The sequence below is a fragment of the Enterococcus sp. DIV2371 genome, from assembly GCF_050498525.1.
Lineage (GTDB): Bacteria > Bacillota > Bacilli > Lactobacillales > Enterococcaceae > Enterococcus_B > Enterococcus_B mangumiae.
Map to the genome: position 1 here is coordinate 1,413,677 of NZ_JBIPAJ010000001.1, position 15,057 is coordinate 1,428,733.

Genomic DNA, 15,057 nt, shown 5'->3' on the forward strand with positions numbered 1-15,057 from the left:
GGAGGGTAACATTACATGGGAAAATTAGGGATTTCAATTTATCCAGAACGTTCAACATTTGAAAAGGACAAAGAATATTTAGATTTAGCACATAAATATGGATTCAAACGTGTGTTCACAAGTTTATTACAAATTGCCGATGACAAAGAAAAAGTTCTGGCAGAATTTAAAAAAGTAGTTGATTACGCGAATGAATTAGAGATGGAAGTCATGGTCGATATCAATCCGGCGTTATTTGAACAGTTAGAAATCTCGTATGATGATCTATCTTTCTTTGAGGAGATGGGTGCTGATGGCATTCGTCTTGATATTGGTTTCACTGGAGCAGAAGAAGCAAAAATGACTCGTAATCCTTATAACATCAAAATCGAGATCAATATGAGTTCTGGCACGAATTATGTAGACAATATCATGAGCTATTCTCCAAACACTGATAATTTGTTAGGTTCGCATAACTTCTATCCTCATCGCTATTCTGGATTAGGGTACGATCATTTTGTCGCTTGCTCGGAAAAATTCCGTAAATATAATTTAAATACAATGGCTTTCGTCAATTCGCAAACGGCGGATTTTGGTCCATGGCCGACACAAGACGGGCTTTGCTCATTAGAAGATCATCGCGATCTAGAAATCGCAACACAAGTCAAACACTTGATGTTAACTGGTTTGATCGATGATATTTCGGTAGGGAATGCCTACGCAAGTGAAGAAGAGTTGCGTGCGATGTCTGAAGCCTTCTTTGCAAGCTATCCAACATTGAAAGTAGATGTCGCAGATGATATCACGGAAGACGAGCGTATTTGTTTATTTGATAATCTTCATAGTTATCGTGGCGACCGCTCAGAGTATATCTTGCGTTCAACAATGACACGTATCTACTACAAAGACAAACCTTTCCCAGCGCATAACACGAAAGATATGACGCGTGGGGATGTATTGATCGATAACGTTGGTTACGGGCAATACAAAGGCGAAACGCAAATCGCTTTAAAAGAAATGAAGAATGATGGACGAGTGAATGTAGTGGGGCGTATCTCAGATGATGAGTTGTTTTTACTTGATTTCTTAAAACCATGGTCAAACTTCAAGTTGATCGAAAGCAAATAAATACGTTTAGAACGATTAAAATAGTCAGTCGAAAGAGACCTGTAAAGCCGTAATCGCTTAACAGGTCTCTTCTTTTCAATCACAATTATTATTTATTCTACATTGCATCACACGGACTCTTTGTTTATACTAATTCCAGATAGTACGTTAATGTAAAAGCAAGGAAGGTATAAAATGAAACTTTGGATCAAGATTTTAATCGGTGCAGCATTACTCGTAACAGTCGTATTAGTCTTTGCGGGAAATTATTTTTATAATTATGCTGTTGTTCCTTCAGAAAAAGATTTTTTGGAAGGCGATACGCCAGGAACAACCAAAACAAATGAAGAATCAGCGGCGCAATCGTGGTTTGCAAACCCTGAAAATCGTAAAGAGTGGCACCAGACATCTGCGGATGGTTTGGAGCTATCCGCAATTTATCTGCCCGCTTCAGACAGCCACAAAACAGCAATCGTCGCTCATGGGTATATGGGGGATGCGGAAACGATGGCAAACTATGCGAAGATGTTCCATGATCTTGGCTACAATGTATTAGTACCCGATGCGCGTGGACATGGGAAAAGCGAAGGAGATTATATCGGTTTCGGCTGGCACGAACGTAAAGATTACGTGAAATGGATCGATCAAGTGATCGAAACGAATGGACAATCGGAAGAGATCGTCCTTTATGGTATCAGTATGGGAGCTGCGACTGTCATGATGACTAGTGGGGAAACGCTGCCTGCAAATGTTAAGGCAATCATCGAAGACTGCGGATATTCATCAGTCAATGAAGAGTTGAGCTATCAGCTGAATGAACTGTTTGGTTTACCGCCATTTCCATTGATCCAAGTTACTAGCCTGATGACAAAAATCAGAGCAGGTTATTTCTTTGGGGAAGCTGATTCAATCAAGCAACTAGAAAAAAATAAATTACCAATGCTGTTTATCCATGGCGATGCAGATACATTCGTTCCATATAAAATGTTAGACAAAGTTTATCAAGCGACAAATGGACCGAAAGAAAAATATGTCGTTCCAGAAGCAGAACATGCCAAAGCATATTCGGTTGATCCTGAGAAGTATCAACAAACTGTAAGTAGTTTTTTAGAAAAATACGTAAAATAGCGGTTGTGACCAAAGTGTTTCTTAAAGAACTTTTTTGAAACGTTTGGTCACAACGTTTTATTTTGTCTTGATTCATTCTTGCAGTAAAATAAAGAAAGAGTCAGGAATTTCCGTGAAACTTTCAGTTTAATGATGGACAAACGGTCCATTCACCGATAAAATAGACAGGACTTGTGTTTATTGTGGAGATTCAGGTAGTCATATAGTAAGAATAGATAAATGAAATAGGAGGACGAAAATATGTCCATGTTTTTAGATCAAGTAACGATCGACGTGAAGGCTGGTAAAGGCGGCGACGGGATGGTTGCCTTTCGTAGAGAAAAATATGTACCTGACGGTGGTCCTGCAGGTGGCGATGGTGGTCAAGGCGGCGATGTGATCTTAGTCGTTGACGAAGGATTACGTACGTTGATGGACTTCCGTTTCAACCGTCACTTTAAGGCTCAACCAGGAGAAAATGGTATGAGTAAAGGGATGCACGGACGTGGGTCAGATGATACGTATGTCAAAGTGCCTCAAGGAACAACAGTCCGTGATGCAGAAACAGGTGCGTTATTAGGTGATCTGATTGAAGATGGCCAAACGTTAGTAGTTGCCAAAGGTGGACGTGGCGGACGTGGAAATATCCGCTTTGCTTCTCCAAGAAACCCTGCACCAGAGATTGCAGAAAATGGAGAACCGGGACAAGAGCGTAAAATCGAATTAGAATTAAAAGTTTTAGCAGACGTGGGTCTGGTTGGTTTTCCTTCAGTAGGAAAATCGACATTACTTTCTGTGATTTCTTCTGCCAGACCAAAAATCGGTGCGTATCATTTTACGACATTAGTGCCCAATTTAGGGATGGTCACAACAAGTGACGGACGTAGTTTTGCTGCGGCGGATCTTCCTGGTTTGATCGAAGGCGCTTCTCAAGGTGTCGGCTTAGGTACACAATTTTTACGCCATATCGAGCGTACCCGCGTGATTTTGCATGTCATTGATATGAGTGGCATGGAAGGCCGCGACCCTTATGAAGATTACTTGGCGATCAACCACGAATTGTCTTCACATAACTTGCGCTTGTTGGAACGCCCACAAATCATCGTTGCCAATAAAATGGATATGCCAGATGCAGAAGAAAACTTGGTGAAGTTCAAAGAGCAATTAAATAAAAACAAAGAAGATGAATTTGCGGATGACATACCAGTATTCCCAATCTCTGGCGTGACTCGTAAAGGATTAGATGCGTTGCTGAATGCGACAGCTGATCTATTAGAAGTAACACCAGAATTCCCATTATATGAGGAAGAGATCGAGGAAGAAACCGTTCATTATGGCTTCAACCCAGAAGGTCCTGAATTTACGATCGATCGTGAGCCGGATGCAACATGGGTATTGTCAGGTGAGAAGATCGAGAAGTTATTCCAAATGACCAACTTCGACCATGATGAAACAGTCATGCGTTTTGCACGTCAATTACGTGGTATGGGTGTCGATGAAGCATTACGTGCTCGAGGAGCCAAAGATGGCGACTTAGTACGCATTGGCGAATTTGAGTTTGAATTTGTAGAGTAAGCTCTTTTTAGACAATAACGATTGCAACGAAAGACAGTATAAGAAAATGTCCAACACCAGATAGTAAGGCAAGATCTGAGAGACAAATACACCTTATTTTGTGGATTTTGTCTTACTATTATAAGTGTTGGCTTTTGCTTCTTTGTTTATTCAATTTTAGGAGATGACGGATGTCATACTCCTTTTTTTGTATACTGCGTTATTTTTTGAAGGGTTTCCCTTTTATTTTTGGTTATTCCAAGGTACACTAAAAGAAAATGAGAAAGAGGCGATCTCTATGAGCAAACGAGTGATCATATTAAATTTTGAATTGGAAAGTCAAGCTTATCAAGCATTTTCTGAAATCAAAAAACTTCACATGACAAGAGCAATCAAAGGCGAACAAATGGCGGTCATCAGCCATGTTTCAAATGGGGCACATCAATTTAAAATCGAAGACTTTTTAGATTTTACTGGAAACAATAAATCTTCTAAAGGTGGCCTTATCGGAATGTTAGTAGGTGTTTTAGGCGGACCATTAGGGATTTTGTTAGGCTGGTTTGCCGGTGGGATGATCGGTGCGAGCCAAGACGCAAAAGAAATCAAAGATGCACAAACTGTGTTTGATTTTGTCGGCAATAAAATCGGTGAAGGTGCAACAGGTCTGATATTGATTGCGGAAGAAGAGGATAACCGACCATTGAATCAACTTGTGATGATGGAATTAGGTGGAGAAATCACTCGTTTGGATTATGAAGAAGTAGAGCAAGACGTTCATGATGCAACAGAAGTTGAAAAACATGCAAAAGAAACAGCGCAGAAAAATTGGGATGAAAAACATCAAAAGCCAACCCCTGGCTCAGAGGATTCTACACCTTCTGAATAAGAAGAAAGCATCGAGAGTAGTATTTATTCAATCTTTTGGTTCAGGGAAAATCTTTCTATGAACAAATATCCTACGACTTTCGGTTGATTGTCAGTTGATTTTCCCCTAAAATTAATAAGAATGAATAGAAAGTCAGGTAAATTATGGAACTAGAATTTTTAGGTACAGGTGCAGGCGTTCCTGCAAAACATCGCAATGTCTCAAGTATCGCATTGAAACTATTAGACGAGCGAAATGAGATTTGGTTGTTTGATTGTGGTGAAGGCACACAGATGCAGATTCTGCGAACGAACATCCGCCCAAGAAAAATAGAAAAAATCTTTATCACTCACCTTCATGGCGATCATATTTTTGGTTTGCCAGGGTTGATCAGTAGTCGTTCTTTTCAAGGTGGTGAAACACCTTTAGAAATCTATGGCCCTAAAGGTACAGAAGCATTTGTGCGTAATGCATTGACGATTTCTCAAACGAAACTAGGCTATCCACTCGTCTTTATCGAATTAAATGAAGAGCAGGCAATCTTTGAAGATGCCCATTTTTCTGTTTATACCAAAAAATTGAATCATGGCATCGATAGTTATGGGTATCGGGTCGTTGAGCATGATCATAAAGGCGAATTGCAAGTTGAAAAACTCAAAGAATTGAACATTCCCGCTGGTCCCATTTATGGTAAGCTGAAAAAAGGTGAGACCGTTCAATTAGAAAATGGACAGGTCATCAACGGCCGTGATTTTGTCGGACCCGATAAAAAAGGACGGATCGTGACGATTTTAGGTGATACTCGTAAAACGACGAATTCCGTTTTGTTAGCGAAAGATGCTGATGTGTTGGTCCACGAAAGTACCTTCAATAAAAATGAAGCAAGAATGGCGCATAATTATTTCCATTCAACGACTCATCAAGCCGCAGAAGTGGCAAAAGAAGCGAATGTAAAAAGGTTACTATTGACTCATATCAGTGCAAGATATTTAGGAAAAGCAACAGTAGAACTTGAACAAGAAGCACAAGAAATCTTTCCAAATACAAAAGTCATGAAGGATTTTGAGATTGTGGATGTTCCATTTCAGGAGGAGAAACAGGATGAAATTAGAAAATAAAGTCGTTTTAGTCACTGGTGGCTCCGGTGGTTTAGGTGCGCAAATCTGTTATGAAGCAGCCAAACAAGGGGCAATCGTTGTCACTTGTGCCAGACGGATCCAACAAATCGGTGAAGTGAAGGCAGTTTGTCAAGAATTGAGCGGAAAACCAGCTTATGCGTTCCAATTAGATGTCAGCAACCCTGACAGCGTCGACGAACTATATGCGAAAGTGATGGCTGAGGTCGGACGTGTCGATATTTTAGTCAATAATGCTGGATTCGGTATTTTTGAAGACTTTTTATCGTTTGATTTAGGCAAAGCCTATGATATGTTCGAGGTGAATGTCTTAGGTATGATGGTCTTGACGCAAAAATTTGCGATCGATATGGCAGAAAGACGTGAAGGCCATATCATCAATGTGGCGTCTATGGCTGGAAAGATGGCGACAGCCAAATCAACGATCTATTCAGCGACTAAATTTGCTGTTTTAGGTTTCTCTAACGCGCTACGCTTAGAGTTGAAACCATTAGGAGTAGCTGTTACGACTGTCAATCCTGGACCGATCGAAACAGAATTTTTCGATAAAGCTGATCCAAGTGGCAGTTACTTGGAAAAAGTCGGTCACCTCGTTTTAGATTCAGGGAAATTAGCTCAAACGATCGTGCGAGCGATGAAGCATCCTAAACGTGAGATCAACCAACCATTATTACTTGAGATCGCATCAAAATTTTATACTCTTTTCCCAACCATTGGAGATTACTTTGCAGGTGGAATTTTTAATAAAAAGTAGGTGAAGTAAATGAAAAAGCAAGGTAGTGTGATCGTTGGTTTTTTATTAGTATTGGTCATTGTTGTGTTTGCTGTATTGAATAATCAAAATGTTCCTGTAAGCTTTGGTTTTGCTTCTTTTAACGCCCCATTGATCTTAGTGATCATCGGTTCGGCGTTGATCGGTGCATTGATCATCTTTTTAACAGCATTTACAACCCTATGGCAACAAAAGAAACAATTGAAACAATTAAGAAAAGAACTAGCAGAGAACCAAACGGACATCCAAAAGAAAATCGAAGAGGCAACAGAAGAACAAAAAAGAGAATTTCGCAATGAACGTGCGGAGCTTGAAGCTGCCTATCAAGCAGAATTACAAGCAAAGCAAGCACAGATCGAACAAATGAAAACTCCATCTGAGTCCCCTTCTCAAACACCAAGACAAAGTGTCAATTACTTTGATTGATCATGAGCGATTGCCAAAGTAGGCAAGCGAACCACTTTCGTAGAAATGTTTAGCTCCGAGAAATAAGCCGTGAGACCCGAAATTTGATCGTCAAATTTTGGGTCTCACGGCTTATTTTTGAAGGAATTGCTGTTGGAATACCGTTTCTTCGTTTTTAAGGTTAAAAACGGAAATGATTTTTATTTCTATTCCATTCGCGCGTCTACTGAAATTCTTTTTTTTAGAGGTGACGTTTGCTATAATGACTAAGTTAGGGGTGAGCATGTGAGACGAGCAAATTTTGATTGGAAGGTCAATGAAACAACACCTTCTGAATCCTTTATCCAAATAATCAAAGAACAACGATTATCTTCGATGATCGGACAATTGTTGTGGCAAAGAGGATACCGAGAACAAGAAAGTATCCATAAGTTTTTACATCCAAAAGAACAAAAACTGCACGATCCATATTTGATGTTTGACATGGACAAAGCAATCAGCCGTATCCAAGAAGCGGTGATCAATGGCGAACAAATTTTAGTCTATGGGGATTATGATGCAGATGGAATCACTAGTGCGACTGTGATGAAAGAAACGTTGGAGTTGCTTGGTGCCCAAGTAGAAGTCTTTTTGCCCAATCGTTTTGAACATGGGTATGGACCTAATCCAACGGTGTACCAAGAGAAAATAGCTGCTGGAACGCAACTGATCGTCACTGTTGATAATGGAGTAGCGGGGCATGAAGCTATCGCCTATGCCCAACAACAAGGAGTAGATGTGATCGTGACAGATCACCATGAGTTGCCAAATGAGTTGCCGGCAGCTTATGCGATCATCCATCCTCGTCATCCGCAAGGCAATTATCCCTTTGGCGAATTAGCCGGTGTCGGCGTAGCATTCAAGGTAGCGACTGCTTTGTTGGAAGAACCACCCGCAGAGTTTCTTGATCTAGTAGCGATTGGGACGATTGCTGACTTGGTTTCGATGACGGATGAAAATCGAACGCTCGTAGCGTTAGGATTACAGGCAATACGTCAAACGGAGCGTGTCGGCTTACAAGCATTGTTTGCCCAAAGTAGTGTGCGTGCGAATGAAGCAGATGAAACAATGATCGGTTTTTCTATTGCCCCACGTTTAAATGCCATCGGCCGCATGGGCGATCCTAATCCAGCAGTCGATTTATTAGCGACATTTGATGAAAGCCAAGCGCAAACATTAGCGGAACAGCTACAAACAGTCAATGAAGAGCGTAAAGCAATCGTGGAGCAGATCACCACTGAAGCATTAGCGATGATCAATGAAGAGAATCAGATCCATTTATTGGCACATCCAGGTTGGCATGAAGGTGTTTTGGGGATCGTGGCAGGCAAGATCATGAATCAAACTGGCAAACCAACGATCGTTCTAGGAATCAAAGATCAAACTGTCGCAAAAGGATCAGGTCGCAGTATCGAAGCATTGAACCTTTATGAGATGCTAAATGAGATGAGCGAACTGTTTACATTTTTTGGCGGCCATCACGCAGCAGTCGGCTTGACGATGCCCGCAGAAAATATCCCGCAGTTACAAGAGCGGATGAATGCCTATGTGAAAGAGAAGGCAATCGATTTATCAAAAGGACCAGTATTGGCGATCGATGAAATCGTCTCGCCAAAAGACGTGACTGTTGAACAAATCGATACGTTGAAATTACTCGCACCTTTCGGAACCGATAATCCTGTCCCGAATTTCTTATTTAAACAGGTCGCTGTCCAAAATGTGAAACGAATTGGCTCAAGTCAACAGCACTTGAAACTTTCTTTAGTCGATGAAGAGAGTCAGCTAGATGCAGTCGCATTTGGTTTTGGGGCACAAGAAAATGAGTTTTTAGATGATTCTCTCGATATCGTAGGGCAATTATCGATCAATGAGTGGAATGGTCGTAAAAAACCGCAGTTGATGGTTTCCGATTTTGCAGTAGAAGGGTTACAAGTGTTTGATTGGCGAGCAAAACGCTATCGAACATTGGCAAATGAAATCGAGCGTCCGATCTATTTAGCATTTGATGAAGCATCGATCAAAGAATTAAACGCCTCTTTACAGGAACAAATCATTCTTTGGTCAGAGAAAGAGACAGTCCAAGCATGGATCGAGGAAAATGATCCGAGTGCGCTTGTCGTGATCGATTGTCCGGCTGAATTACATGTCTTAAAAGAGATCTTAGCTCTTGGTACGTTCAGTCGTGTGTACTTCTTAGGTATTTCAGTCGATGAAGCGTACTTGAATGGCGTAGGGACGAGGGAACAGTATGCTAGACTCTTTAAATTGATCCATGCACAAGAACGGATCGACATCAGGCATAAATTAGGTGCGATCTCAAACTATTTAAAAATCCCACAAAAATTATTAATTTTTATGATACAGGTGTTTTTTGAGTTGAAGTTTGTTACAATAAACAATGGTGTTTTAGAGAAAGTCGCAGATCCAGCGAATCATCCGTTGACAGATAGTCTTCACTATCAAAAGCGGTTGAAGAAAATCAAATCAGAGGAATTTTTACTATTAAGTGACATTCCCACAATAAAAAAATGGTTAACAACCTAGGAGGAAACGAAAAAGTGGATTTAAAAAATTATATTGCTAGTATTCCAGACTATCCGTCAAAAGGAATTATATTTAGAGACATCTCTCCGTTGATGGCTGATGGAGATGCTTATCGTGAAGCAACAAAGCAAATCGTTGATTATGCCAAAGAAAAACGGATCGATATGGTTGTAGGACCTGAAGCACGTGGATTTATCGTAGGCTGCCCAGTAGCATATGAGTTGGGTGTCGGTTTTGCCCCTGTACGTAAGAAAGGGAAGTTGCCTCGTGAAACGATCGAAGTGACTTACGGACTTGAATATGGGACAGATACATTGACATTACACAAAGATGCGATCCAGCCAGGACAAAGAGTCTTGATTTGTGATGACCTGTTAGCGACAGGCGGAACGATCAAAGCGACGATCGAATTGATCGAAGAACTTGGTGGAGTTGTCGTAGGCTGTGCCTTTTTGATCGAGTTGATGGACTTGAATGGCCGTGACAAAATCGAAGGCTATGATATGATCACTTTAATGGAGTATTGATCAGAGAATCGAACAATTGAACAAACTTAACAAACATCCTTACCACGAACACACTGAAGGTTCGTGGTAAGGATGTTTTTCTTGTGTGGAGGGGGAGAGCTTCAATTGTTCAAAGTAAGAGAAAAAAACTGTAGCAAATTGGTCGAAAAAAAAAGCAAACGACGATCGATCGTTTGCTTGGAAGGGGTTATTCATAGAATCTTAACTACTTACTTTTTACGTGTGCCTGGAGCTGTAATAGGTTTCATGGTAAAAGGAGTCTTCATGTGTCTGACGACGTTGTGATTGACGGTATTTTTTTTCATCCCACAACATGAACCACAATGTAAACAAAGGAACAAAAAACAAAAGCGCTGTACGCAGCCCGAAATTACCAATAATAATACCTAAAAACAAAACGATCAACACTAAACCAAAACGTCTCATTGATTTCATGACATTCACCTCTTTATAGAATGCGAACAAAAGTTCGTACTATTAGTATACGAACTTTTGTTCGGTTTGTAAAGAGGGAAGTTTAAAAAGAGCAAAATATTCCGTGAAAGAGGAAAAGAAGAGCTTGAGATCATGATCTCAAGCTCGCACATAAATGCTCATCGATTGTATTGTTTTTTCTGATCAATAAATATGGCTTCGGTAAAGACCAACGACACGACCTAAGATCGATACCTCATCTAAGATGATCGGTTCTAACAGATCATTTTCCGGTTGTAGACGGAAATGGTCTCTTTCTTTGTAGAAACGTTTGCACGTTGCTTCGTCTTCAGCAGTCATCGCAATCACGATATCGCCATTTTGAGCAGTTTCTTGTTTGCGGACAATGACATTGTCACCATCTAAGATCCCTGCGTTGATCATACTTTCTCCGCGGATCGTCAACATGAACAAACTACCTTCTTCGGAAGAAAGATTTGGTGGCACTGGAAAGAAGTCAGAAGCTTCTTCGACAGCTAATATCGGTTCTCCGGCAGTTACTACACCTAGTACTGGTATCGTTGAGGGACGGATACCGATTTTTGATAATCCTTGTTGCGTCAATTCGATCGCACGTGGTTTCGTAGGGTCTCTTTGAATAAAGCCTTTTTTCTCTAATCGGGCAAGATGACCATGGACTGTCGAGGTAGAAGAGAGCTGAACGGCTTCTCCAATCTCACGGACAGTTGGTGGATAGCCTTTTTGGGTCACTTGTTCGTGAATATATCGTAAGACTTCGATTTGTCTTGTTTCAGTTTGTCGGGCCACAAGGTACACCTTCTTTCACTTGATAAGTAAATAGTACCATAGAAAATGCTTGATTTCAAACAAATGTTCGCATTAAAACCTATTGATGTAGTTGTTTTTTTTTCATTTTTTATATAAGATATAGGAGAAGCAAAAGCAAGGAGGGATATTGTTGTTATCACCTGATAAAATCGAACGTATCAATCAGTTAGCTAAAAAGAAGAAAGCAGAAGGATTGACACCTGCTGAAGTCAAAGAGCAAGCGAAGTTACGTGAAGAATATCTAGCATCTTTTCGTTCTGGTATGAGACATCATATCGAAGGAATGAAAGTCGTAGATCCTGAAGGAAATGATGTTACACCTGACAAATTGAAAGAAATCCAGAAGCAAAAAGGTATCCATAATAGAAATGACAACTTTTAGTAAAAAAAACTAAAAGTCGTTGCTTTTTCATGGGAATTGCTATAAAATAAGAATGAGAAATATAGGTAAAAAAAACCTAAATTACAGGAGGGGTTACATTGTTTGATAAAATTGATCAGCTTGGTGTGAATACGATCCGTACATTGAGTATCGACGCAGTACAAAAAGCAAATTCAGGACATCCGGGGTTGCCAATGGGTGCCGCACCAATGGCTTATGCGCTGTGGACGAAACATTTGAAAGTAAATCCTAAAACATCTAAAAATTGGGTCGATCGCGACCGCTTTGTCTTGTCTGCGGGACACGGTTCAGCGATGCTCTACAGCTTGTTACACTTAGCAGGGTACCAAGTGACGATCGATGACTTGAAACAATTCCGTCAATGGGAATCAAAAACACCAGGACACCCTGAAGTCAACCATACAGATGGTGTGGAAGCGACAACTGGCCCACTCGGTCAAGGAATCGCAATGGCAGTCGGTATGGCGATGGCAGAGGCACATTTGGCAGCGACGTACAACAAAGAAAATTTTGATGTCGTGGATCATTACACGTATGCGTTATGTGGCGATGGCGACTTGATGGAAGGCGTTTCTCAAGAAGCAAGTTCAATGGCTGGCCATATGAAACTTGGCAAATTGATCGTGTTATACGATTCAAATGATATTTCTTTAGACGGACCAACCTCAAAAGCCTTCACTGAAAATGTTGGCGCACGTTATGAAGCTTATGGCTGGCAACATCTTTTAGTCAAAGACGGGACAGATCTAGAAGCAATCTCAAAAGCGATCGAAGAAGCAAAAGCGGAAACGGACAAACCGACATTGATCGAAGTGAAAACAGTGATCGGTTTTGGCGCACCTAACCAAGGAACTTCTGCGGTCCACGGTGCGCCGATCGGTATAGAAGGGATTCAAAAAGCCAAAGAAATCTATGGCTGGGAATATCCAGACTTTGCCGTACCAGAAGAAGTAGCGGAACGTTTCCGTCAAACGATGGTCGAAGAAGGCGAAAAAGCTGAAAATGCTTGGCATGACATGTTCGCTGCGTACAAAGAAGCTTATCCAGAATTAGCGCAACAATTTGAAGATGCGTTTGCAGGCAAATTACCTGAAAATTGGGATGCAGAACTGCCAACATACGAAGAAGGCGAAAGCCAAGCAAGTCGTGTGTCTAGTAAAGAAGTCATCCAAGAATTATCAAAAGCGATCCCAAGTTTCTGGGGTGGTTCAGCCGACTTATCCGGCTCAAACAATACGATGGTCACAGCGGACAAAGACTTCACACCTGAACACTATGAAGGCCGCAACATTTGGTTTGGTGTTCGTGAGTTCGCAATGGCATCTGCGATGAATGGGATCCAATTACATGGCGGTACACGCATCTATGGCGGGACATTCTTTGTCTTTGTCGATTACTTGCGACCAGCTGTCCGTTTAGCAGCGATCCAAAATACACCAGTCATCTATGTGTTGACCCATGACTCGGTAGCGGTCGGTGAAGACGGGCCAACGCATGAGCCAGTGGAGCAATTGGCTTCTGTTCGAAGTATGCCAGGAGTTCATGTCCTACGTCCAGCAGACGGGAACGAAACACGTGCCGCGTGGAAAGTAGCTATGGAATCAACAGATACACCGACGATCTTAGTACTAAGTCGTCAAAACTTACCTGTTTTGCCATCAACAAAAGAAGTGGCAGATGACATGGTCAAAAAAGGCGCTTACGTCTTGTCTCCAGCAAAAGGAGACCAACCAGAAGGGATCTTGATCGCAACTGGTTCAGAAGTAGCTTTAGCTGTCGATGCACAAAAAGTATTAGCAGAACAAGGCAAAGACGTTTCTGTCGTTTCAATGCCAAGTTTTGATTTGTTTGAAAAACAATCAGCTGAATACAAAGAAAGTGTCTTGCCAAAAGCAGTGACAAAACGTGTGGCCATTGAAGCAGCAGCTTCATTCGGCTGGGAACGTTACGTAGGTACAGAAGGGAAGACGATCACATTCGATCACTTCGGCGCTTCTGCACCTGGAAACAAAATACTTGAAGAATTTGGTTATACCGTGGATAATGTTGTTAATGTCTACAATCAATTTTAATCAAATAATAAAAGCAGTTCGATTGGAGTGCTTGGAGATTTTTTCCAAGCCTCCAATTTTCTATTTTTTTCGACTAAACCGAATGAGAAGAGATGTATTTATATTGCTTTTATATTACTTTTTTGTTACGTAGGTATTACAAAAACGGAATTATATAAGATTTATTTGAGTTTCAATAAAATAAAACGTATAATTTAAATGATTAAGTTTCGTTTAAGAGGAAGTTTTATTCACCGTTTCATTTGAGGAGGAATTTGAATGCAAGAGCTGAGAACCCGTAGTGCCCGACATCATAGGCCAAAAAGGAAAATGATCATTAATAAAAAAGCCATTGCACCCTTAGTGGGTACAAGCCTATTAGTTGGGCCAATGTTGGTCACAGCAACACCACAAACAGTACGAGCAGATGAACTAGAGGTAGCATCTTCTGCCGATCCACAAGCCTTTATCAATCAAATTGGCTGGGCGGCGTCTGAAGTTGCAGCAAGTAATGACTTATACGCATCGGTCATGATTGCACAAGCATTACTAGAAAGTGCTTATGGAACGTCTGGATTATCAAGTGCTCCATATTATAATCTCTTTGGAGTAAAAGGTAGTGCAGGTCAATCTGTGGTGTATATGAATACGAAAGAATTTTTGAATGGTCAATGGGTGACGATGAATGAACCGTTCCGTCGCTATTCATCTTATTGGGAATCTTTCCAAGACCATGCAAATGTTTTACGTTCAACAAGTTTTTCTACAGGAGATTACCATTACTCAGGTGTATGGAAAAGTAATACAACAAGCTATTACGATGCCACAGCGTACTTAACTGGGAGATATGCAACAGACCCAAATTATGGCAGTAAACTAAATGAATTGATCAGCACGTATGATCTGACTCGTTTTGATACACCATCGACTGGATCAACAACAACTAGTACGACAAGCACCACAACGACAAGTACAACAACCTCAACGACAACGACGACAAGCAGTAGCCAGACTTATACAGTTGTTTCTGGTGATACACTTTGGGATATTGCCCAAAAATTCGGCATGTCCGTCGATGACCTTATGGCGAAGAATGGCATGACGATGTCTAATTATTCATTATTAGTTGGTCAAGAAATCAACGTCTAAGCATTAGACCGAGTATAAAACAAGAGGGTAGGAACGATTCTGGCTCTCTTAATAATAAAGTAAACCCCGCGAAAATCGCTTCTCGTATTTTCGGCTCTTTGTCAATAAGGACTGATGAGTGCAATCAAGTGAAATCCGGAAGAAGAAGTGAACACT

General features: G+C 40.9%; 14 protein-coding genes. 12 read left to right on the plus strand and 2 right to left on the minus strand.

The window, feature by feature from the left end:
- Positions 1–15: 15 nt before the first annotated feature.
- From IGL24_RS06675 to IGL24_RS06715, 9 genes are all read left to right on the plus strand, one after another.
- On the plus strand, positions 16–1,107 hold the full coding sequence (locus IGL24_RS06675; RefSeq protein WP_206858804.1) for a DUF871 domain-containing protein: 1,092 nt from the start codon (positions 16–18) through the stop codon (positions 1,105–1,107).
- Between the two features lie 174 nt (positions 1,108–1,281).
- On the plus strand, positions 1,282–2,214 hold the full coding sequence (locus tag IGL24_RS06680; protein WP_207699589.1) for an alpha/beta hydrolase: 933 nt from the start codon (positions 1,282–1,284) through the stop codon (positions 2,212–2,214).
- Positions 2,215–2,454: 240 nt separating this feature from the next.
- A complete protein-coding gene (obgE, locus tag IGL24_RS06685) occupies positions 2,455–3,768 on the plus strand; it encodes a GTPase ObgE (RefSeq protein WP_034689254.1) in 1,314 nt (437 codons plus the stop codon).
- A gap of 277 nt (positions 3,769–4,045) precedes the next feature.
- On the plus strand, positions 4,046–4,633 hold the full coding sequence (locus tag IGL24_RS06690; protein ID WP_207699590.1) for a DUF1269 domain-containing protein: 588 nt from the start codon (positions 4,046–4,048) through the stop codon (positions 4,631–4,633).
- A gap of 143 nt (positions 4,634–4,776) precedes the next feature.
- Positions 4,777–5,730, plus strand: a complete 954-nt coding sequence (gene rnz, locus IGL24_RS06695) for a ribonuclease Z (protein WP_206858811.1) — start codon at positions 4,777–4,779, stop codon at positions 5,728–5,730.
- Positions 5,714–6,502, plus strand: a complete 789-nt coding sequence (locus IGL24_RS06700) for an SDR family NAD(P)-dependent oxidoreductase (protein WP_207116106.1) — start codon at positions 5,714–5,716, stop codon at positions 6,500–6,502. Before rnz ends, IGL24_RS06700 begins: the two co-directional genes overlap by 17 nt.
- Positions 6,503–6,511: 9 nt before the next feature.
- Positions 6,512–6,946 (plus strand): LapA family protein, encoded by a 435-nt coding sequence (locus IGL24_RS06705; RefSeq protein ID WP_207116107.1) that lies wholly within the window; start codon positions 6,512–6,514, stop codon positions 6,944–6,946.
- A gap of 264 nt (positions 6,947–7,210) precedes the next feature.
- Positions 7,211–9,508: a single-stranded-DNA-specific exonuclease RecJ gene (recJ, locus tag IGL24_RS06710; RefSeq protein ID WP_207699591.1), complete on the plus strand. Its 2,298-nt coding sequence runs from the start codon at positions 7,211–7,213 to the stop codon at positions 9,506–9,508.
- Between the two features lie 14 nt (positions 9,509–9,522).
- The gene (locus IGL24_RS06715) at positions 9,523–10,035 is read left to right on the plus strand and encodes an adenine phosphoribosyltransferase (protein ID WP_206859404.1); all 513 of its coding nucleotides are present in this window, start codon (positions 9,523–9,525) and stop codon (positions 10,033–10,035) included.
- Positions 10,036–10,251: 216 nt separating this feature from the next.
- Here the strand turns inward: IGL24_RS06715 and IGL24_RS06720 are convergent, their stop codons facing one another.
- Both IGL24_RS06720 and lexA read right to left on the minus strand, forming a co-directional pair.
- Positions 10,252–10,470 (minus strand): hypothetical protein, encoded by a 219-nt coding sequence (locus IGL24_RS06720; RefSeq protein ID WP_207699592.1) that lies wholly within the window; start codon positions 10,468–10,470, stop codon positions 10,252–10,254.
- A 183-nt stretch (positions 10,471–10,653) separates the two neighbouring features.
- The gene (gene lexA / locus IGL24_RS06725; protein WP_181055241.1) at positions 10,654–11,277 is read right to left on the minus strand and encodes a transcriptional repressor LexA; all 624 of its coding nucleotides are present in this window, start codon (positions 11,275–11,277) and stop codon (positions 10,654–10,656) included.
- Between the two features lie 151 nt (positions 11,278–11,428).
- Here lexA and IGL24_RS06730 point away from each other — a divergent pair, with 151 nt between their 5' ends.
- The 3 genes from IGL24_RS06730 to IGL24_RS06740 all read left to right on the plus strand — a co-directional run bounded on the left by IGL24_RS06730 (position 11,429) and on the right by IGL24_RS06740 (position 14,901).
- Positions 11,429–11,680 (plus strand): DUF896 family protein, encoded by a 252-nt coding sequence (locus IGL24_RS06730; protein WP_206853042.1) that lies wholly within the window; start codon positions 11,429–11,431, stop codon positions 11,678–11,680.
- Between the two features lie 98 nt (positions 11,681–11,778).
- The gene (gene tkt, locus IGL24_RS06735; protein WP_207699593.1) at positions 11,779–13,773 is read left to right on the plus strand and encodes a transketolase; all 1,995 of its coding nucleotides are present in this window, start codon (positions 11,779–11,781) and stop codon (positions 13,771–13,773) included.
- 258 nt (positions 13,774–14,031) lie between these two features.
- The gene (locus tag IGL24_RS06740; RefSeq protein ID WP_207116078.1) at positions 14,032–14,901 is read left to right on the plus strand and encodes a glucosaminidase domain-containing protein; all 870 of its coding nucleotides are present in this window, start codon (positions 14,032–14,034) and stop codon (positions 14,899–14,901) included.
- Positions 14,902–15,057 lie beyond the last annotated feature (156 nt).